The sequence below is a fragment of the Phytohabitans sp. LZ39 genome, assembly GCF_059359075.1.
In genome coordinates this window covers 200856-220060 of the sequence record NZ_JCADBM010000010.1, presented here as the reverse complement: position 1 = coordinate 220060, position 19205 = coordinate 200856, and the positions used below count along the sequence as shown (strand labels likewise).

24 protein-coding genes are annotated in these 19205 nt (G+C 72.1%); 13 read left to right on the top strand and 11 right to left on the bottom strand.

Annotated features, from left to right (window positions below; translation table 11 throughout):
- Window positions 1-75 precede the first annotated feature (75 nt).
- The 5 genes from AC5L36_RS20970 to AC5L36_RS20950 are packed head-to-tail and all read right to left on the bottom strand — an operon-like array spanning window position 76 to window position 4783.
- The gene (locus AC5L36_RS20970; RefSeq protein WP_441215329.1) at window positions 76-1503 is read right to left on the bottom strand and encodes a benzaldehyde dehydrogenase; all 1428 of its coding nucleotides are present in this window, start codon (window positions 1501-1503) and stop codon (window positions 76-78) included.
- Complete coding sequence (locus AC5L36_RS20965; protein ID WP_441215328.1) at window positions 1460-2290, bottom strand: ABC transporter ATP-binding protein; 831 nt, start codon at window positions 2288-2290, stop codon at window positions 1460-1462. Before AC5L36_RS20965 ends, AC5L36_RS20970 begins: the two co-directional genes overlap by 44 nt.
- 11 nt (window positions 2291-2301) lie before the next feature.
- On the bottom strand, window positions 2302-3081 hold the full coding sequence (locus tag AC5L36_RS20960) for an ABC transporter permease (RefSeq protein ID WP_441215327.1): 780 nt from the start codon (window positions 3079-3081) through the stop codon (window positions 2302-2304).
- Window positions 3078-3848 carry an ABC transporter permease gene (locus tag AC5L36_RS20955; protein WP_441215326.1) on the bottom strand — a complete coding sequence of 257 codons (771 nt, stop codon included), beginning with the start codon at window positions 3846-3848 and terminating at the stop codon, window positions 3078-3080. Before AC5L36_RS20955 ends, AC5L36_RS20960 begins: the two co-directional genes overlap by 4 nt.
- A complete protein-coding gene (locus tag AC5L36_RS20950) occupies window positions 3845-4783 on the bottom strand; it encodes an ABC transporter substrate-binding protein (protein ID WP_441215325.1) in 939 nt (312 codons plus the stop codon). Before AC5L36_RS20950 ends, AC5L36_RS20955 begins: the two co-directional genes overlap by 4 nt.
- Window positions 4784-4983: 200 nt before the next feature.
- Between AC5L36_RS20950 and AC5L36_RS20945 the strand changes: the two genes are divergently transcribed.
- The 8 genes from AC5L36_RS20945 to AC5L36_RS20910 all read left to right on the top strand — a co-directional run bounded on the left by AC5L36_RS20945 (window position 4984) and on the right by AC5L36_RS20910 (window position 11223).
- A complete protein-coding gene (locus AC5L36_RS20945; RefSeq protein WP_441215324.1) occupies window positions 4984-5802 on the top strand; it encodes a CoA transferase subunit A in 819 nt (272 codons plus the stop codon).
- Window positions 5799-6548 (top strand): CoA-transferase subunit beta, encoded by a 750-nt coding sequence (locus tag AC5L36_RS20940; protein ID WP_441215323.1) that lies wholly within the window; start codon window positions 5799-5801, stop codon window positions 6546-6548. The genes AC5L36_RS20945 and AC5L36_RS20940 overlap by 4 nt, the downstream gene beginning before the upstream one ends.
- A gap of 3 nt (window positions 6549-6551) precedes the next feature.
- Window positions 6552-7271, top strand: a complete 720-nt coding sequence (gene pcaH, locus AC5L36_RS20935; protein WP_441215322.1) for a protocatechuate 3,4-dioxygenase subunit beta — start codon at window positions 6552-6554, stop codon at window positions 7269-7271.
- Complete coding sequence (gene pcaG, locus AC5L36_RS20930) at window positions 7268-7813, top strand: protocatechuate 3,4-dioxygenase subunit alpha (RefSeq protein ID WP_441215321.1); 546 nt, start codon at window positions 7268-7270, stop codon at window positions 7811-7813. Before pcaH ends, pcaG begins: the two co-directional genes overlap by 4 nt.
- Before the next feature lie 232 nt (window positions 7814-8045).
- A complete protein-coding gene (gene pcaB / locus AC5L36_RS20925; protein ID WP_441215320.1) occupies window positions 8046-9293 on the top strand; it encodes a 3-carboxy-cis,cis-muconate cycloisomerase in 1248 nt (415 codons plus the stop codon).
- Window positions 9290-10057 carry a 3-oxoadipate enol-lactonase gene (gene pcaD / locus AC5L36_RS20920; protein ID WP_441215319.1) on the top strand — a complete coding sequence of 256 codons (768 nt, stop codon included), beginning with the start codon at window positions 9290-9292 and terminating at the stop codon, window positions 10055-10057. The genes pcaB and pcaD overlap by 4 nt, the downstream gene beginning before the upstream one ends.
- Window positions 10050-10427, top strand: coding sequence for a 4-carboxymuconolactone decarboxylase (gene pcaC, locus AC5L36_RS20915; protein WP_441215318.1), 378 nt, complete (start codon window positions 10050-10052; stop codon window positions 10425-10427). Before pcaD ends, pcaC begins: the two co-directional genes overlap by 8 nt.
- Window positions 10417-11223, top strand: coding sequence for an IclR family transcriptional regulator domain-containing protein (locus AC5L36_RS20910; protein WP_441215317.1), 807 nt, complete (start codon window positions 10417-10419; stop codon window positions 11221-11223). Before pcaC ends, AC5L36_RS20910 begins: the two co-directional genes overlap by 11 nt.
- On the opposite strand, the gene AC5L36_RS20905 is transcribed toward AC5L36_RS20910, so the two are convergent.
- Window positions 11179-11760: a TetR/AcrR family transcriptional regulator gene (locus AC5L36_RS20905; RefSeq protein ID WP_441215316.1), complete on the bottom strand. Its 582-nt coding sequence runs from the start codon at window positions 11758-11760 to the stop codon at window positions 11179-11181. The genes AC5L36_RS20910 and AC5L36_RS20905 overlap by 45 nt on opposite strands.
- 87 nt (window positions 11761-11847) lie before the next feature.
- Here AC5L36_RS20905 and AC5L36_RS20900 point away from each other — a divergent pair, with 87 nt between their 5' ends.
- The 5 genes from AC5L36_RS20900 to AC5L36_RS20880 all read left to right on the top strand — a co-directional run bounded on the left by AC5L36_RS20900 (window position 11848) and on the right by AC5L36_RS20880 (window position 15255).
- Entirely contained in the window at window positions 11848-13281 is a 1434-nt protein-coding gene (locus AC5L36_RS20900) for an MFS transporter (RefSeq protein WP_441215315.1), read from the top strand.
- Window positions 13282-13468: 187 nt separating this feature from the next.
- Window positions 13469-13759, top strand: coding sequence for a hypothetical protein (locus AC5L36_RS20895; RefSeq protein WP_441215314.1), 291 nt, complete (start codon window positions 13469-13471; stop codon window positions 13757-13759).
- Entirely contained in the window at window positions 13756-14151 is a 396-nt protein-coding gene (locus AC5L36_RS20890; protein ID WP_441215313.1) for a hypothetical protein, read from the top strand. The genes AC5L36_RS20895 and AC5L36_RS20890 overlap by 4 nt, the downstream gene beginning before the upstream one ends.
- A 61-nt stretch (window positions 14152-14212) precedes the next feature.
- Entirely contained in the window at window positions 14213-14830 is a 618-nt protein-coding gene (locus AC5L36_RS20885; RefSeq protein ID WP_441215312.1) for a RipA family octameric membrane protein, read from the top strand.
- Window positions 14827-15255, top strand: coding sequence for a hypothetical protein (locus AC5L36_RS20880; protein WP_441215311.1), 429 nt, complete (start codon window positions 14827-14829; stop codon window positions 15253-15255). Before AC5L36_RS20885 ends, AC5L36_RS20880 begins: the two co-directional genes overlap by 4 nt.
- A gap of 155 nt (window positions 15256-15410) precedes the next feature.
- On the opposite strand, the gene AC5L36_RS20875 is transcribed toward AC5L36_RS20880, so the two are convergent.
- From AC5L36_RS20875 to AC5L36_RS20855, 5 genes are all read right to left on the bottom strand, one after another.
- Entirely contained in the window at window positions 15411-16229 is an 819-nt protein-coding gene (locus AC5L36_RS20875) for an ABC transporter permease (RefSeq protein ID WP_441215310.1), read from the bottom strand.
- Window positions 16189-17058, bottom strand: a complete 870-nt coding sequence (locus tag AC5L36_RS20870; RefSeq protein ID WP_441215309.1) for an ABC transporter ATP-binding protein — start codon at window positions 17056-17058, stop codon at window positions 16189-16191. Before AC5L36_RS20870 ends, AC5L36_RS20875 begins: the two co-directional genes overlap by 41 nt.
- Window positions 17055-17504 carry a MarR family winged helix-turn-helix transcriptional regulator gene (locus AC5L36_RS20865; protein WP_441215308.1) on the bottom strand — a complete coding sequence of 150 codons (450 nt, stop codon included), beginning with the start codon at window positions 17502-17504 and terminating at the stop codon, window positions 17055-17057. The genes AC5L36_RS20870 and AC5L36_RS20865 overlap by 4 nt, the downstream gene beginning before the upstream one ends.
- Before the next feature lie 42 nt (window positions 17505-17546).
- Window positions 17547-18089, bottom strand: coding sequence for a hypothetical protein (locus AC5L36_RS20860; RefSeq protein ID WP_441215307.1), 543 nt, complete (start codon window positions 18087-18089; stop codon window positions 17547-17549).
- 131 nt (window positions 18090-18220) lie between these two features.
- Window positions 18221-19060 carry a GNAT family N-acetyltransferase gene (locus AC5L36_RS20855; RefSeq protein WP_441215306.1) on the bottom strand — a complete coding sequence of 280 codons (840 nt, stop codon included), beginning with the start codon at window positions 19058-19060 and terminating at the stop codon, window positions 18221-18223.
- Window positions 19061-19205: the final 145 nt, after the last annotated feature.

Sequence of the window (19205 nt, the reverse complement as noted above, 5' to 3'; positions counted from 1 at the left end):
GCCTACCCCGCTCCGCCGCTCGGCGCTCGTCCGCCGTCGTGGTCGAGACCCGTAGCCTCGCGGCTCCCGCTCATCTCAGAAAGGGTACTGGGGCACGTCACCACGGACGGTTACCCAGCGGGTCTCGGTGAACGCCTCGACGTTGGCCGCGGCGCCGCCGAAGCGGGCACCGGTCCCCGACGCGCCTACGCCGCCGAAGGGCACGTTCGCCTCGTCGTTCACCGTCTGGTCGTTGATGTGCACGATGCCGGTCGGGATGCGGTCGGCGAGCGCGAGACCCTTCGTCACGTCGCGGGTGATGATGCCGAGCGACAGGCCGTACTCGGTGCCGGCCGCGAGCGTGGCCGCCTCGTCCAGGCTGCCGAACCGGGCCACCGGCGCGACCGGGCCGAAGACCTCCTCGGCGTACGCGGGCATCTCGGGCGTGACGTCGGCCAGCACCGTGGGGCGGTAGAAGAGGCCGGTGAACGTGCCGCCGGCCGCGAGCCGCGCGCCCTTCTCGACGCTGCCGCTCACCAGTGCGTGGATCTTGTCGCGCTGGCCGGCGTCGATGACCGGGCCCAGTTCGAGGGCGTCGGCCTTCTTGGCGAGGCGCTCCACGTACTCCTCGTAGACGGACTCGTGCACCAGGTGGCGGCCGGTGGTCATGCAGATCTGGCCCTGGTGGTTGAACGAGCCGAACGCGCCGGCGGAGATCGCGCGGTCGAGGTCGGCGTCGTCGAGCACCACGAGCGCGGAGTTGCCGCCCAGCTCGAGGTGTACCCGGGTCAGGTTGGCGGCCGCGACCTGGCCGACCCGGCGGCCGGCGCGGGTGGAGCCGGTGAACGACACGACGCGTACCCGGGGGTCGGCGATGATCGCCTCGCCCAGCTCGGGGCCGCCGGGGAGCACGTGCAGCAAGCCGTCGGGGAGCCCGGCCTGCGCGAAGATGCCGGCCAGCAGCAGGCCGCCGCTGACGGCGGTGCGGGGGTCGGGCTTGAGCAGCACCGCGTTGCCGAGCGCGAGCGCGGGCGCCACCGAGCGGATCGACAGGATCAGCGGGAAGTTGAACGGCGAGATCACGCCGACCACGCCGGCCGGCACCCGCCGCGACATGCTGAGGCGGCCGTCGAGGCTGGGCAGCAGCTCGCCGTACGGGCGGGAAGGCAGCGCGGCCGCCTCGTAGCACTCCTGCGTGGCGACACCGATCTCGAAGTCGCCCTTGGGCGGGACCGCGCCGGTCTCGCGCACGATCCAGTCGCGCACCTCGTCGGCGTTCTGCTGCCACAGGTCGCCGGCCTTGCGCAGGACCGCCGCGCGCGCGGGATGCGGCAGCGCGGCCCACTCGGCCTGCGCGGCGGCCGCGGCGCGGGCGGCGGTGGCCACGTCGGCCGGGCCCGCGACGCCCACGCGGCCGAGCTCCGACCCGGTGGCCGGCTCGACGACCGCCCGGTCGCCACCCTCGCCGGAAACCCAGCCGCTACTGAAGAACTTGCTTTGCCATGTCGGTTGGTCGAGCAGCATCGTGACTCCCCACAGTGGACTCTCGTTTGGCGGCCTGGATCTGCGCGTACACGTGGGAGCGCAGCTCCGTGAAGCGGCTGTCTGACCGCGTGGTCAGCTGGTCGCGTCGATCCGGCAGGTCGACGTCGAGCACCTCGCGCACTACCGTGGGCGAGGAGGACAGGATGATCACCCGTTGCCCGAGGTAGACCGCCTCGTCGATGTCGTGCGTGACGAAGAGCATGGTGATGCCGAGCTTTCGCCACAGGTCCCGGATCAGATCCTCCAGGTCCGCGCGGGTCTGTGCGTCGACGGCCGCGAACGGCTCGTCCATGAGGAGCACATCCGGCTGGTACGCGACGGCGCGCGCGATGGCCACGCGCTGCTGCATGCCGCCGGAGAGCTGCCACGGGTAGGCGTGGTGGGCGTCGGCCAGGCCCACTGAGGCGAGCGCCCGGCCCACCACGTCTTGGCGCAGCCGGCGCGTCATGCCCTTGTTGCGCAACGGAAGCTCCACGTTGTCGCGCACGCTCATCCACGGGAAGAGGCTGCGGCCGTACTCCTGGAAGACCACGGCCAGACCCGGCGGTGGCGAGGTGACCCGCTTGTCCCGCAGCCGCACCTCGCCGGCGGTCGGGGCGAGCAGCCCCGCCATGCACTTGAGGAGGGTGGTCTTTCCGCAGCCGGACGGGCCGACGAGACACACGAGGTCGCCGGCGTCGAGGCCGAAGGTCAGGTCGCGTACCGCCTCGACCGGGCGCTGGCGGCCCTCGTAGACCTTCTTCAGGCCGCGGACATCGAGCAGCATCGTGTGTCCCTTCAGGACGGACCGCGCTGGGCCCGGCGCTGGCCGTGGTACCAGCGCAGGCTCCAGCTCTCCACGAGTCGAAACAGGACGGACAGGGCCAGGCCGAGCAGGCCCAGCAGGAGGATGCCGCTCCACATGTCGGGGATCGCGAAGCTGCGCTGGAACTGCACGATGGTGAAGCCGAGCCCGTTGCTGGCGGCGAACATCTCGCTGATGACCATCAGGATGATGCCGATCGACAGCGCCTGCCGCATGCCGGCCGCGATCTGCGGGCTGGCCGAGCGGAGCACGAGGTGGCCGATGCGGGACGGGCCGGTGATCCCGTACGACCTGCACGTGTCCGCCAGCACGCTGTCGACGGCCCGCACGCCCTCGACGGTGTTGAGCAGGATCGGCCACACGCAGCCGGCCGCGATGACCACGACCTTCATCGTGTCACCGATGCCGGCGAAAAGCATGATGACCGGGACCAGGACCGGCGGCGGGATGGCCCGGAAGAACTCCAGCACGGGCTCCAGCACCGCCCGCACCGGCCGGCTGCTGCCGACGAGCACGCCGAGGGACACACCGGCGAGCACCGCGATCGTGTAGCCGACGGCGAGGCGGATCAGGCTGGGCAGCACGTCGGCGCGGATCCGGTCCCAGGTCCACACCTCGGGGAAGGTACGCAGGATCTCGCTGAGCGGCGGCACGTAGAAGTTCTGGCTGTTCGCGGTGGCGAACCACCAGACGGCGAAGAGCACCACCGGCAGCGCCAGCCACAGTGCGACTTTCGTGAGGATGCGCTTCATACGAGCACTTCCCCGCGTACCGACTGGTGCCAGTGCAGCAGCAGCCGCTCGACGCCGCGGGCGGCGAGGTTGATGGCGACGCCGAGCAGGCCGGTGACGGCGATGAGCGCGTACATGTTGGGCACCGCGTTGGAGGACTGTGCGACCGCGATGCGGCTGCCCAGGCCCGGGGCGCCGATGACGAGCTCGGCGGTGATGGCCAGCACAAGGGCCACCGCGGCGGCCAGGCGGACGCCGGTCATCACGTACGGCAGGGCGGTGGGCCACAGCACGTACCGCACGCGGGCCAGCGTGCCGAGCCCGTAGCTGCGCGCGGTCTCGTCCGCGACCGGGTCGACGTCCTGCACGCCGTAGAGCACCTGGATCAGCACCTGCCAGAACGACGCGTACACGACGAGCATGAGCGTGGACCGGATCTCCGTGCCGTAGAGCAGGACGGCGAGCGGGATCAGCGCGACCGACGGGATCGGCCGCAGGAACTCGATCGTCGACGCGGTGAGCGCGCGCAGCACCGGCACGGCGCCGATCACGAAGCCCACCACGATGCCGGCGAGCACCGCGATGGCGAGCCCGATCGCCCAGGCCACGAGCGTGTCCCACAGCGCGCCCCAGAACGCGCCGTCGGCGAGCTCCGTGGCCAGCGCCACCGCGATCCGGTGGGTGGGTGGAAGGAAGTCCGACGACACCACCCCGGTGTACGGCAGCACCTCCACCACCAGAAGGAGGCCGGCGAGCCCGGACAGTCCGAGCGCGACTTTTCGGATCACGGCAACAGCTGGGTGAGGTCGGGCGTCTTGTCGCCGAAGACGCCGTCGTTTTTGCCCAGCGTCGCCAGCGTCTCGATGGAGGCCTTGTTGATCTCGGTCGGCCAGACCGGCAGCGTCATCGCGTCGCGGGTCTTCTGGTCGATCTGGGTATACGTGCCGAGCACCTGCCGCACCTCGTCGGCATGCGTGGACGCGTACGTCAGCGACTCGTTGATCGCCTCGGTGAACCGCTTGACCAGGTCCGGATTTTCCTGCGTCAGCTTGGTGGAGGTGAAGTAAGTCGCGACGGTGAGGTTGGGCGCGGCGTCCACGTAGTTCCACGCGACGACGCGACCGCCCTGCGATTTGACGACCGAGAGGGACGGCTCGACCACCCAGGCCGCGTCGACCTGGTCACTCGCCAGCGCGGCCGGCATCTGCGGGAAGCCGATCTCGACGAAGTTGATCGTGCTGGGGTCGCCGCCCGCCTTGCGCACGGACTCGCGGACGGTGGTGTCGCCGATGTTCTTCAGCGTGTTGACCGCGACCTTCTTGCCGGCGAGATCCTTGGCGGACTTGATCGGGCTGTCGCCCTTGACCGTCACGCCGCCGAAGTCGGCGCCCTCCTTGCCGGTCGAGGCGACCCCGTTGGCCACCACCTTGACCGGCACCCGGTTGCCCTGGGCGATCATCAGCGACGTCACGTTGCTGAAGCCGAACTGGAACTGGCCGCTGAGCACGCCGGGCACGATGGCGGCGCCGCCCTGGCCGCTCTCCATCGTGAGGTCGATGCCGCGGGCGGAGAAGAAGCCTTTTTCCTTGCCGAGATAGATCGGCGCCACGTCGACGATCGGGATGACACCAACCGTGACCTTGGCGGGGGTGCCTTCGTCGCTGGGCGTCGACGGGGAGTCGGACGACCCGCATGCCGTGGCGGCGAGAAGCGTCGTGGCCACGGAAAAGACTGCGAAGGACCGGCGCAAAGGGACCTCCGTAAGTGCGTGCGACATACGAACGTTGGTTCTCATCGTGAACGTACGGCGTGACCGCGCTCACGTCAACGTCGCTCTAGGCGCCCGATTGACAGTGCCAGAGCATCGCCGTTACGTTCGGATAGCGAACCTTGGTTCTACAAGCGCACGAGGTTGGGGTTTCAATGGGGGTCATCGCCTCGCTGCCCGAAGCGATCGCCGAGCTGGTGCGCGACGGGCAGACCGTGGCCCTCGAGGGGTTCACCCACCTGATCCCCGTAGCCGCCGGCCACGAGATCATCCGGCAGGGGCGCCGCGACCTCACGCTGGTCCGGATGACGCCCGACATCGTCTACGACCAGATGATCGGCGCCGGCTGCGCGCGCAAGCTCGTCTTCTCCTGGGCCGGCAACCCCGGCGTCGGCTCGCTGCACCGCTTCCGCGACGCCGTGCAGCGCGGCTGGCCGGCTCCCCTCGAGATCGAGGAGCACAGCCACGCTGGCATGGCCAATCGGTACGTGGCCGGCGCGTCCGGGCTGCCGTTCGCGGTGATGCGCGGCTACGTCGGCACCGACCTGCCCGCGCACACCGCGACCATCAAGCCGATCACCTGCCCGTTCACCGGTGAGGTGCTGACCGCCGTGCCGGCCCTCAACCCCGACGTCGGCATCGTCCACGCGCAGCGCGCCGACCGCGCGGGCAACGTGCAGATGTGGGGCATCACCGGGGTACACAAGGAGGTCGTGCTCGCCTCGCGCCAGTCGCTGGTGACCGTGGAGGAGGTCGTCGACGAGCTCGACCCCCGCCCCGGCGCCGTGATCCTGCCGGGCTGGGCGGTCACCTACGTGGCCGAGGTGCCCGGCGGCGCCCACCCGTCGTACGCCATGGGATACAGCGAGCGCGACAACGGCTACTACCAGGCCTGGGACGCGATCAGCCGAGACCGGGACGCGTTCACCGCGTGGCTCAAGGAGCACGTGCTCGATCGGGTGCCGGCGAAATGACCTGGTCGGCCGACGAGATGATGACGATCGCGGCGGCGCGGGCGCTGCGCGACGGCGACCGGTGCTTCGTGGGCATCGGCCGCCCCAGCACCGCCGCCAACCTCGCCCGCCGCACGCACGCGCCCAACCTCGTGCTGATCTACGAGTCCGGCACGATCGGCGCCAAGCCGGCCACGCTCCCGCTCTCCATCGGCGACGGCGTGCTGGCCGAGACCGCCGACGCCGTCGTCTCGGTGCCGGAGATCTTCAACTACTGGCTCCAGCCCGGTCGCGTCGACGTGGGCTTCCTGGGTGCCGCGCAGATCGACCGGTACGGCAACATCAACACGACGGTGATCGGCGACGACTACCGTGACCCGCGCGTGCGGCTGCCCGGCGCGGGCGGCGCCCCGGAGATCGCCGCGTCCTGCCGCGAGGTCATCGTGATCGTCAAGCACAGCCCGCGCACGTTCGTGGAGCGGGTCGACTTCGTCACCTCGGTCGGCTATGGCGGCGGCCCGCGCGACCGGGCAAAGCTCGGCCTCACCGGCCGCGGCCCGGTGCTCGTCATCACCGACCTGGGCGTGCTGGAGCCCGACCCGGAGACCGCCGAGCTCACGCTGACCCAGGTGCACCCGGGCGTCGAGCCGGCGCGCGCGGTCGAGGCGACCGGGTGGCCGCTCGCCGTCGCGCCGTCGCCGCGCGTCACGCCCGACCCCAGTTCCGCTGAGCTGTCCGCGCTACGCCAGCTGGAAAGGCAGGATTGACTGATGACAGCGGCCAATCGGCTGACCGTTCCCGGATACCGGCGGGACGAGGCGGGCACGCATCCGCCGCTGCTCTCGCCCGCCTACAAGTCGACCGTGCTGCGTGCGCCGGGCCAGGCCCCGCTGCTGCTCCCGCATACGCTGACCGAGGTGACCGGGCCGCTGCTCGGAGAGGGCCGGGTCACCGCGGACGACGCCGACCTCACCCACCACGCGGGCGGGGAGGCGCAGGGGCAGCGGATCGTCGTGCACGGGCAGGTCCGCGACAGTGACGGGCGCCCGGTGCCGCACACGCTCGTCGAGGTGTGGCAGGCCAACGCCGGCGGGCGCTACCTGCACCGGTGGGACCAGCACGACAGCCCGCTCGACCCGCACTTCACCGGTGTGGGGCGGGCGCTCACCGACTCGCTGGGGCGCTACAGGTTCGTCACGATCAAGCCGGGCGCGTACCCCTGGCGCAACCACCACAACGCCTGGCGGCCGGCGCACATCCACTTCTCGCTGTTCGGCCGGGCGTTCACCCAGCGGCTCGTCACGCAGATGTACTTCCCGGACGACCCGCTCTTCCCGCACGACCCGATCTACAACTCGGTGCCCGAGGCGGCCCGGCACCGCATGGTGTCCCGCTTCGACCTGTCCGCGACGGTCGAGGAGTGGGCGCTGGGCTTCGAGTTCGACATCGTCCTTCGTGGACGCGAGGCGACGCCGATGGAGGAGACGTGACCACGCCTTCGCAGACGGTCGGGCCGTACCTGTCGATCGGCCTGCCCTGGCCCGACGGGCCGGACGTGGTCGCCGAGGGCGTGCCGGGCGCGTTCCGCCTGCACGGCGTGGTGACCGACGGCGCCGGCGACCCGGTGCCCGACGCGCTCGTCGAGACCTGGCAGGCGGATCCGGCCGGCCACTTCGACCACCCGGACGACCCGCGCGGCGCGGTCTCCGGCTTCCGCGGCTTCGGCCGCTGCCCGACCGACGACAGTGGACGGTGGGCGATTCGCACGCTCAAGCCAGGCCCGGTGCCGGGGCCCGACGGGATGCCGCAGGCGCCGCACATCGACGTGTCGGTCTTCGCGCGCGGCCTGCTGCACCGGGTCGTCACCCGCGTCTACTTCGCCGACGAGGAGACGGCGAACGCGACCGACGCGATCCTGGCGAGCGTGCCGCTGCCCCGGCGCGCGACGCTGCTCGCGGTGCCCGACGAGGAGGGCTACAGGTTCGACATCCGCTTGCAGGGCGACGATGAGACCGTCTTCTTCGCCATCTGACGGTGGGCCGGCCGGCAGCCGCCGCGGCGCCGCTGGCGCGGGCGCCGCAGGGCCGGGCACCGCAGGGCCGGACACGGCAGGGGCGGGCACCGCAGGGCCGGGCACCGCAGGGCCGGGCACCGCAGGGCCGGGCACCGCAGGGCCGGGCGCCGCAGGGGCGAGCACCGCAGGGCCGGGCGGCGCTACGGCTGGCGGTACTGGAGCGGGCGCCGAGGGCGGGCTTTTTGATGGCGTGCTCGCCGCCGGCCCGGTGCGCGCGGCGACCAGCGACCGGGCGTGGCTCCAGGCGATGCTCGACGTGGAGGCGGCGCTCGCCCGGGCCGGCGGCGCGCCACCGGAGGTGGCGGCCTCGTGCCGTGCCGAGCTGTTCGACGTCGCCGCCCTGGGTGCGGCCGCCGCGGAGTCCGGCAACCCGGTCGTGCCGCTGGTCCGGGCCCTCCGTGCGGCGGTCTCCCCGGAGGCCGCCCGCCACGTCCACCGGGGCGCCACCAGCCAGGACATCCTCGACACGGCCGCGATGCTCGTCGCCCGGAACGCGCTCGGGCTGATCGTCAACGACGTCTCCGCGGCGGCGGAGGCGGCCGCCCACCTGGCCGCGGCCCACCGGGACACGCCGGTCGCCGCGCGCACGTTGATGCAACAGGCGCTGCCGACGACGTTCGGGCTCGTCGCGGCCGGATGGCTCACCGCGCTCGACGGGGCCGCCGACCGTCTCGCGGCGATGCGCGACAGCGGCCTGGCGGTCCAGCTCGGCGGTGCGGCCGGCACCCTCGCGGCCTTCGACTCACCGTCCATCGTGGACCGGCTGGCCGAAGAGCTCGGGCTGCCCGCACCCGCGCTGCCGTGGCACACCGACCGCACCCGGATCGCCGACCTCGTCTGGCCGCTCGGCACGGCGTGTGGCGTGATCGCGAAGGTGGCCGGCGACGTCGTCCTGTACGCGCAGACCGAGGTCGGTGAGCTGGCCGAGGGTCAGCCGGGCGGCTCGTCCAGCCTGCCGCACAAGCAGAACCCGGTCGCCGCCGTCTCCGCACGCGCCTGCGCGGCCCAGGCGCCCGGCTACGCCGCCACGCTGCTGGCGTCCATGGGGCACGAGCACCAGCGGGCGGCGGGCGCCTGGCACGCCGAGTGGGCGCCGTTCACCGGACTTCTGCGGGCGACCGGCTCGGCGGCGCACTGGCTGGCGCGGTGCCTGGCGCACCTGCGGGTCGACCCGGCCCGGATGCGGGCCAACCTCGACATCACCGGCGGGGCGCTGCTGGCCGAGCGGGTCGGCGCCGCGCTCGCGCCGAAGGTCGGCCCGACCGAGGCGCACGATCTGGTACGCGACGCGGTGGCCGGTGGCCGGCCGCTCGCCGAGGCGCTCGCGGAGCACTTCGCACCGGCGGAGCTCGCCGCCCTCCTCGACCCGGCGTCCTACCTCGGCGCCGCGCCCGCGCTGACCGACCGCGCGCTCAAGCTGCACGGGGAGCGACCGTGACTCCGTACTCCATAGTGGATGGTCCAACGGACGCGCCGGTGCTCGTGCTGGCCAACTCGCTCGGTGCCACAGTGGACATGTGGGAGCCGCAGCTGCCCGCGCTGGTCGAGCGCTTCCGCGTCGTCCGCTTCGACACCCGGGGGCACGGTCGCTCGGCGGTGCCTGCCGGCCCGTACACCATCGGGGATCTGGGTGGCGACGTGCTCGCGCTGCTCGACGAGCTCGATGTGGCACGGGCCCATTTCTGCGGTCTGTCCATGGGCGGCATGGTCGGCATGTGGCTGGCCGCGCACGCGCCGGAGCGGATCGACCGGCTCGTGCTGTGCTGCACGTCGGCCCGGCCGGGAGCGCCCGATTCGTGGGCGCGGCGCGCGGCTGTCGTGCGGTCGGAGGGCACCGCCGCGATCGCCGACCTGGTGGTGAGCCGTTGGCTCACGCCGGAGTACGCGTACCGCCGGCCCGATCTGGTCGCCCGGCTGCGCGCGATGCTCACCGCCACACCCGCCGAGGGGTACGCGTCCTGCTGCGGGGTGCTCGAGCGGCTCGACCTCACCGACGCGCTGCCCCGCATCGCCGCGCCCACGCTGGTGTTGCACGGTGCCGACGACCCGGCGTTCGCCCCGTCGCACGGCGCGGACATCGCGGCGGCGGTGCCGGGCGCGCGGCTCACGCTCGTACGCGACGCCGCGCATCTGGCCAATGTGGAGCAGGCCGACGCGGTCACCACGCTGATCGTCGAACACCTCGGGGGGACGGATGAGTGACTTCGACCGGGGCATGGCGGTCCGCCGCGAGGTGCTCGGCGACGCGCACGTCGACCGGGCCGTCGCCGACACGACGCCGCTCACGGCGCCGTTCCAGGAGTTCATCACCCGGTACGCGTGGGGCGCGGTCTGGAGCCGCGACGGCCTCGACCGCCGCACCCGCAGCTGCGTCACGCTCGCGGTGCTGGCCGCCCTGCGGTGCGAGGAGGAGCTGGCCATGCACGTGCGCGCCGCCCGCCGAAACGGCCTCAGCCCTGCCGAGATCGGCGAGGTGCTGCTGCACACGGCCGTCTACGCTGGTGTGCCGGCCGCCAACAGCGCACTGGCGATCGCGCGGAGAGTGCTGGAGGAGGACGCGCATGACGGATGACGTGGGGCGGGAGGCCCACTTCGTACAGTCGCTGGAGCGCGGGCTGGCCGTCATCCGCGCGTTCGACGCCGGGCACCCTGAGCTGACGCTCAGCGAGGTGGCCCGCATCTGCGACCTCACCCGCGCCGCCGCCCGCCGCTTCCTGCTGACGCTGGCCGACCTGGGCTACGTGCGCACCGACGGCCGGATGTTCAGCCTCACTCCGCGGGTGCTGGAGCTCGGCTACGCGTTTCTGTCCAGCCTTTCGCTGCCGGATGTCGCCGAGCCACACCTGGAGCGGCTGGTGGCGCAGGTGCACGAGTCGTCGTCGGTGTGCGTGCTCGACGGCGACGACGTGGTGTACGTGGCCCGCGTCCCCACCTCCCGGATCATGACGGTCGCCATCAACGTGGGCACCCGCTTCCCCGCGTACGCCACGTCGATGGGGCGGGTGCTGCTCGCCGGCCTGCCCGACGACGAGCTGGCGGCGTACCTCGACCGGGTGAAGCTGGCCCGCCTCACCGCGCGCACCGTCGCGACCCCGGCGGCGCTCCGCACCGAGCTGCGCAAGGTGCGCGCCCAGGGGTACGCGATCGTCGACCAGGAGCTGGAGGAGGGGCTGCGCTCGGTGGCGGCGCCGATCCGCGACCGGGCCGGCGCGGTGATCGGCGCGGCCAACGTGTCGGTGCACGCCAGCCGCAACTCCGTCGAGTCGATCCGCCGCGACCTGCTCCCCCACCTGCTCGCCACGGTCGCGAAGATCGACGCCGACCTACGGATCGCCAACCCGCGCCGCACGCGTCACCGGGTCGGCTAGCCCGTCCAGCATGATCCGGAGGAGCCGCTCGGCCTGCTCCTCGGACACCTGCTCGCGTACCCACGCGGCGGCCGTGATCAGCGCGAAGAGGTCGGACGCGCCGGCGTCCGGCCGGATGCCCCCGGCCGCACGCGCCCGCTCGACGAGCCGCTCGCCCATCTCGGTCATCGCGTGACAGGCGCCGTACAGGGGCGACGTCGGGTCGTCGAAGCAGCTGATCAGGGAGCCGGCGAGCCCCTGGTAGGCGGCGGTGTGCGCGACCGAGATCCGCGCCCACGCCTCCAGCGCCTCGCCCGGTGAGCGCTCCTTGATCAGCTCCTCCCCCTGGGCGATGACCTGGTCGTTGCGCTCGCGCATCAGCGACTCCAGCAGGGCCTGCCGGGTCGGGAAGTGCCCGTACAGCGTGCCGATCGCCACGCCGGCGCGGCGCGCGACCTCCTCCAGCGACGCGTCTGTGCCGTGCTCGCGGAAGGCCGCGTCGGCCTCCGCCAGCAGCCGCTCGTAGTTGCGCCGGGCGTCGGCGCGCATACGCCGCATTGCCACACTCCCCTTGCCTAAGTCGAGGGTCCCTCATTATGTTTCTTGAGGCAGCCTCAGCTTAACTCACTACGGGGGTACCACCTCATGCGTGTGCCACGGTCCTTCGCCGCGCTCGCCATCATCGCCGCCTGCCAGCTGATGGTCGTGCTGGACGGCACGGTCGTCTACGTAGCCCTACCCAAGATCCAGGCCGACCTCGGCTTCTCGACGGCCGGGCTGTCGTGGGTGGTCAACGCGTACACGCTGGCCTTCGGCGGCCTCCTCCTGCTCGGCGGCCGAGCCGGCGACATCCTCGGCCAGCGACGGGTGTTCGTCGCCGGCATCGCCCTCTTCGGCCTCGCCTCGCTCGCCGGCGGGCTCGCCGAGGCCGAGTGGTTTCTGCTCGCCGCGCGCACCGCCCAGGGCGTGGGTGCCGCGCTCGCCGCGCCGAGCGCCCTCGCGCTCATCCCGGCCAACTTCGCCGAGGGCGCGCCACGCACCCGCGCGATCGGCGTCTACACCGCCGTCGCGGCGGCCGGCGGCGCGGTCGGCCTCATCGTGGGCGGCCTGCTCAGCGACTGGGCCTCCTGGCGGTGGGTGCTCTTCATCAACGTGCCGGTCGCCGCCGCCGTGGTGCTCGCCGCCCCGGCCGCCATCCGCGAGACGCCACGCCGCCCCGGCCACTTCGACCTCGCCGGCGCGCTCACCTCCACGGCGGGCATGACCGGCCTCGTGTACGGGCTGATCCGCGCCTCCGCCGAGGGCTGGCGCGACCCGCTGGCCCTGGCCGCGCTGGGTGTCGCCGCGCTGCTGCTGGCCGGGTTCGTGGTGCGCGAGGCCCGCGCGAGCCAGCCGATCCTGCCGCTGCGCCTGCTCGCCGACCGCACGCGCGCGGCCGGGTTCGCGACGATGCTCGTCTTCCCCGCAGCCATGTTCGGCATGTTCTTCTTCCTTACCCAGTTCCTCCAGCAGGGACACGGGTACAGCGCGCTGCGCACCGGCTTCGCGTTCCTGCCGCTGACCCTGCTGGTGCTCGCCTCCTCGACGCTGGCCGCGCGGCTGATCCCGCGGTTCGGCACGACCGGGCTCGCCGCCACCGGCGCCTCGATCACCACCGCCGGCCTGGTGTGGGTGGCGCAGATCGGCCCGGAGACCGGCTACGCCGCCGGTGTCCTCGGCCCGGTGCTCCTCTTCGGACTCGGCGCCGGCCTGCTCTTCGCGCCGCTCACGACCGCGATCCTCGGCGGTGTCGCGCCGTCGGACTCGGGCGCCGCGGCCAGCCTCCTCAACGCGATGCAGCAGGTCGGCGGAGCACTCGGCCTGGCAGTACTCGTCGCGGTCGCATCGACGGACGGGGTGGCCGGTATGGCACGGGCGTTCTGGGTGGCCGCGGTCTTCACGGCGGCCGCGGTGGTGCTGTCGATCGTCGCCCGGCGGCGGCCGGTCGCCCCGGCTCAACCGTCCGCCAACGCGCAACTTGCACCCGACGTGAATACGCCACCTGGCGGACGTACGCGAAGCCCGCTCGGGAAAGGATGAACACCAAGCCGCTGGAAAAGCGGAAGCCGATGAGAGAAGTCCCAGCCCGCGTACTGCCAAGGGGCTGCGCTGGTTGGTCGACAAGGGGTGCGTGGCAAGCGCACCCCCATCGGTAATTCAAGCTCCCCATTCCTTGATCGGCGTTTACGGGGCTGCGAGTGTCGGACGGTAGTTCTAGCCTCACGACATGCCAACAACCAGATTGGCCCCCGCAGACCTACACGCATGGATAGACGAGGTCTTCGGCACACCCGATGCGGCGGCCTGCCGGGTTGTCGACGTGATCGAGGCGCAGGTCGACGCGCTGGCCTGGGTGCGCGACACGACCGGGTGCTACCCCTCGCCCAAGCCCGTGGCAGCCGCCATTCAGGAGGCCGCAAACGGTCTCCGTGGCGTGGACGACGAGCGCGACCCGCGGCAGGTGCTGTTCGCCATCGCGGCGGAGGCGCTTGCCGCGCACATGGCCGAGCCATCGTGACCGGTTACATTCTCGATGATCTCGCGCTGGTGGCGGGTCTCGGCGGCACGGGCGCTGAGCACCAACGGCGCGAGCTGTCCCGCATGATCCATCGCGCGGCGACCGGCGGGCCGGTGCTCGACGTGCCAGCCCTCTGCCTCACGGAGGCGACCACCGCGCGCCGCTCGATCGCCGAGCACGTGGCCGATCTCGTCGCGACTGCCCCGCCAGGCACGGTCGCGGTCCCTACGCTTGTCCGCGACGCCGGGCTGGATGCCGCCCTGAGCATCGACCAGCCGCTTGACTGGGCCGGCATCCATGCCGTGTCGCAGGCTCTCGCCACGGGGCATCCCATCGTGACGCTTCACCCTGACCGCTACGAAGGCTTCCCCGTCCAGACGGTGACTTGGTGATCAAGGCGGAGCTGGCTGTCACACCCGGCGGGTAGGGTCGGGTGCGCAGGGAGGGCCGCCGATGACGCAGCAGCCGGTGCCGCCGGAGCCGGTTTCGTTCGAGGAGTTTCGCCTTTATCACGCGACCACCGAGCGGGTGACCGACCGGCGGCTCGCGCTCAATCGGTGGAACTACTCGATCCTGGTCGCCACCCTCCTCGCGATCGGGGCGGTGCTCACCTGGTCCACGTCCCGCCCGTCGTATGTGCTGGTCGGCCTCTGCGGCGTGGTCGTGCTGTCGGTGGCGGCGATCCTGCTGTGCACGTACTGGATCCAGCAGATCAGTGACTTCAAGTCGCTCAACGCGGCGAAGTTCCGCATCCTCAACGAGATGGCTCCGCTGATCGTCTTCGACGGGCCCAACGGTCCGTCCGCCGCGCGGTCCTACCGGCCGTTCGAGCGCGAGTGGGAAGACCTCCAGGACCAGCAGGCGGTCAGCAAGGTGCCGACGGGGCGGCTGCGCCACACCTTGGCGCTCAGCTCCTCGGGTGCTGAATACTTCATTCCGAGGGCGTTCCGGGTGCTCTTCGCGACGATCCTGGTGGTGGCGGTGACGTTCGGGGCGATCAGCCACGAGGCTGTGTTCGACCAGATCTCGCCGTTCAGCGGCGTCGACGCCGACGAAGGGGGCACGCCGTGACACCCATGGTCTACGTGATCATGCCGGTCGGGTCCGACCCCGCCTACGAGCGCCGCCGCGCCGCCATCGAGCGGGCGACCGCCGCCGTGGGCCTGGCGACGCTGCTGCCCGCCGACCGGCTGCACGCGCAGGTGCCGTTCGACCTCGACCACGCCCGCCGCGACCTGCGGCGTGCCCGGGTGGTGCTGGCCGACCTGACGCTGGAGCGGCCGAGCTGCTACTACGAGGTGGGTCTGGCCCAGGCGCTCAATAGGCGGGTGGTGCTCGTCGCCGAGCGCGGCACCCCGATCCACCAGGCCCACGACCGCGACAAGGTCATCTTCTACGACTCGCTCGACGACCTGTCGGCAAAGCTGACCCGCGTGCTCCGCCCGATCGCCGCCGGCGCCCGCACCACGGCAAAGCCAGCCGCGACGACAGCCTGACCCACGCCCTTCGGGCCGTAAGAGCGGATTTCCCGAGCCGCGTCAGCTGCTGACCGTCGCTCCCGCCGGAGACCGCGCGGGTCGGCGGCTCGCGCGGGGCGCTCGCCGAAACCCCGACCCGCGCTGCCACCTCCGCTCGGCAAGCCCCACCCGCGCTACTTCGCCAGGCGGCTCAGCAGCGCGCTCGCCACACCGATCGCCAGCGCCGCCGCCCCGACCAGCACGGTGTAGTCGAGCCAGAGCCGCGCGGGTGAGCCGATCAGCAGGCCGCGCAGCGCCTCGACCTGATAGCTGAGCGGGTTGGCGTGGTTGATCGCCTGGAGCCAGCCGGGCATGAGGGCGACCGGGTAGAGGGCGTTAGAGGCGAAGAAGAGCGGCATCATGATGGCCTGGCCTATGCCCATCATGCGGTCGCGGGAGAGCACGAGGCCGGCGATGATGATGGACAGGCAGCAGAAGAACGCCGAGCCGAGCAGCACCGCCGCCACCACGCCGAGCAGCTTCAGCGGGTTGTGGGTCAGCGTCACGCCGAGGATGGCGGAAAGCACCAGCACGACCAGCACCTGGCTGAGCGCCCGCATGCCGGCGGCGAAGGCCTTGCCGGTCACCAGCGCCGCCCGCGGGGTCGGTGTCACCATCAGCTTGGCGAGGATGCCGGCGTCGCGGTCCCAGATGATCTGGATGCCGTAGAAGATCGAGATGAACAGCGCGGACTGCGCGATGACGCCGGGCGTGAGGTAGTCGAGGTAGGGCACGTCGCCGGTGGGGATGGCCTTGATCTTCGTGAACGTGACGCCGAAGACCAGCAGCCACAGCGCCGGCTGCACGGCACGGAAGAGCAGCTCCGCCTTGTCTCGCCGCATCTTCTGGAGCTCGACGAGGCACATCGCGCCAACCCGGGCGAAGAGCATGCGGAGGCCGCCGCCCCAGGTGTCAACCGAGGCGAGCGGCGGTGCGTCGAGTCTGGCGGACATTGCGGAGTCCCTTCGTCTCTTCGTCCCAGTCGTCCCCCGCGTACACCCGGAAAACGTCGTCGAGGCTGGCTGGGCCGGCGGCGCCCAGGCTGGCGATCAGCTCAGCCGGGCTGCCCACGGCCCGGATGTGGCCGCGGTGCATGAGCGCGACGCGGTCGCACGAATGCTGCGCCTCGTCCATGTAGTGGGTGGTGACCAGCACGGTCATGCCCGTCTCCTGGCGCACCTGCGCTATCCGCTCCCACACGCCGGAGCGCGCGACCGGGTCGAGGCCGATCGTGGGCTCGTCGAGCACCAGCAGCCGCGGCGCGCTCACGAGGGCCTGCGCCAGCTCCAGGCGGCGGATCATGCCACCCGAGTATGTGCCGGCGGGCCGATCGGCCGCCTCGGTCAGGCCCATGGCGGCGATCGCCGCGTCGACGCGGGTGGCCCGCTCGCGGCGCGGCACGTCGTAGAGCCGGGCGAAGAGGCTCACGTTTTCCCGGCCGGTCAGCGCGCCGTCGGCGGAGAGGAGCTGCGGCACGTACCCGAGGAGGCGCCGCACCGCGATGCGCCGGCGCCGCACGTCGATGCCGAAGACCGAGACCGTGTCACGCGGCACCGGCAGCAGCGTGGTGATCGCGCGGATGGTGGTGGTCTTGCCAGCTCCGTTGGGGCCGAGGAGGCCGAAGATCTCTCCGGGCTCGACGTCGAGGTCGATGCCGTCGACCGCCACCGTGTCGCCGAACGCGTATCGCAGGCCGCGCACGCTCACCGCCGCCGTCATGCCGCCTTCCGCCGCCAACGGCGTGGTCTTCGCACTCATCGAACCCGAAGCACTCGCGCTCATGCCGCCCCCTCCTCCTGCCGCATCTCGTCGAGCAGCCGCCGCAGTGCGGGCAGCGCGGCCGCGACCGTCTCGCGGTCGGTCTCGTCCAGCCGCTCCAGCGCCCGCCCCACCAGCTCGGCCCTGGCGTCGCGCCACCCGGCGAGGCGCTCGCGCGCGGCACCGGTGAGGAAGAGCCGCGCCGCCCGGCGATCGGCGGGATCGGTCTCGCGCGTAAGCAAGCCGGCGTCCACGAGCACGTTGACGAGACCGCTCACCGAGTTGTCCGCCAGGTGGAGCACGCGGGCGGCGGCCGCGATGCCGATGCCAGGCTCCTCCTCGACCGCGATCAGCAGGTCGACCTGCGCGGACGGCAGCCGGGGCGGTCGCGAGGCGGCCAGACGCCGGCGGACGACCCGCCGCATCCCGGCGAGCACCTGCATCAGCTCACTGGCGACCTTGGTGTCCACGCCTCCCAAAATACCTCGGTCACCGAGGTATTCGAAACCCCGCTATTTGCCGGCCGCCTGAAGCGCGGGTTCGGGCTTGGCCGGCGCCGCCGCCGGGCCCGCCGTCGAAGCCGACGCGGTCAGCCGCTCGTAGAGCATCCCGGCCTGGTGGGCGAGCGCCCCCACCACCGCCGGCACCACCGGGAGCACCCAGTCGGCGACCACGCCCGCGTGCGGGAGGTTCAGGATCAGCACGGCCGCGGCGGCACCGCCCAGGCCGTGTGCGAACGCCCGCCACACCGCCTTGCCCGCGTGCCCCGCCACCGCCCGCCGGGCGGCGCGGTCGCCGAGGTCCGGAAAGCCGGCCAGGGCGCGGGCGTCGCGGCGGCCGAAGTTGAGGCCGGCGACCAGCGCGGTGACCGAGGTGCCCACCACGGCCGCCAGCAGGATGTTTCGGGTGAGGAGCATCAGCAGGCCGAACGCGGCCAGCCCGATGCCGAGTGCCACAGCGGCGCGGATCCACTCCTTCTTGTCACCCGGGTACCAGTAATACTTCGTGGTCCCCTCGGAGACCTGCTTCACGATCCGCCCCATCGCGGTGCTCACCCCACTGGCCGTAACCTGCATCGCGGTCGGTCGTTACGTAGCGTAGGCAAGTGAAAGCGCAGAGTGTTGACCCCTTGCTGAAAACGCCTGTCATTCTCCCAGATACTGGGCGGTAAGCCGCCCATACGGGCCTAGAACAGGACGGTCGCGAACTCGCCGGCCGGCCGGAAGCCGCACCTCGTGTAGACGCGACGGGCCCGCTCGTTGTGGCCGTTGACGTAGAGGCTCACCGTCGGCGCCACCCGCCGCAGCGCGTCGCGCACCACCGCGGCCATCGCGGGCCCGGCCAGGCCTCGGCCGCGCCACTCCGGCGCCACCCAGACCCCCTGCACCTGCGTGGTGTGCCGGGTGACGACCGCGAGCTCGGCCTTGAAGATCACCTCGCCACCCAGGACCCGCGCGTACGCCCGGCGGGCGCGCACGAGCTCCGCGACCCTCCGCCGGTATCCGCGCCCACCGTCGTCGGCCAGAGGCGAGACGCCGACCTCCTCGTTGTACATCGCGACGGCGGCCGGGAAGAGCAGGTCGATCTCGTCAGGGCGGACGAGTCGCACACCGGGGTCGGCCGGAAGGGCGGGCGGGGCGTCCGCGACGAGCAGCGGCTGGTAGGGCCGGACATCGCGGGCCGGCCCCCAGTGTGGCTGGAGGCGCTCCCACAGCCCGAGCACCGCGTCGGCCCGCCCCACGATCGAGGAGCACCCGCGATCTTCGGAAAGGATCATCTCGGCGAACGCGGTGACCGCCGCCGGCGTGGCGAGGACGGGCGTGAGGTGGCCGCCGAACCAGCACAGCGACTCGAGGTGGCGGCGCGACCCGTAGCCGAAAATGCGCCCGTCGGCGCGCCACCATGACAGCCCGTGGGTGGCGACCCGCTCCGTGACCTGGGCAGCACCGAACGGATCAAGGTCGAGGATCCGCTCGACCGCACCGCGCTCGGTCTCGCCGAGCTGCCGCACGGGAACCGTCAGCACATCTGCCAGCCTATATGCAACGGGCGCCCAAGGAACCCGCCGGATATGAGGCAAATGCAGCACCGCCTGTCGCAGGCGCCCCAGACCTTGACAGTGGTCGCTGTAAGCGCTCACAGTATGACGGCTATGTTACGGACATAACTCC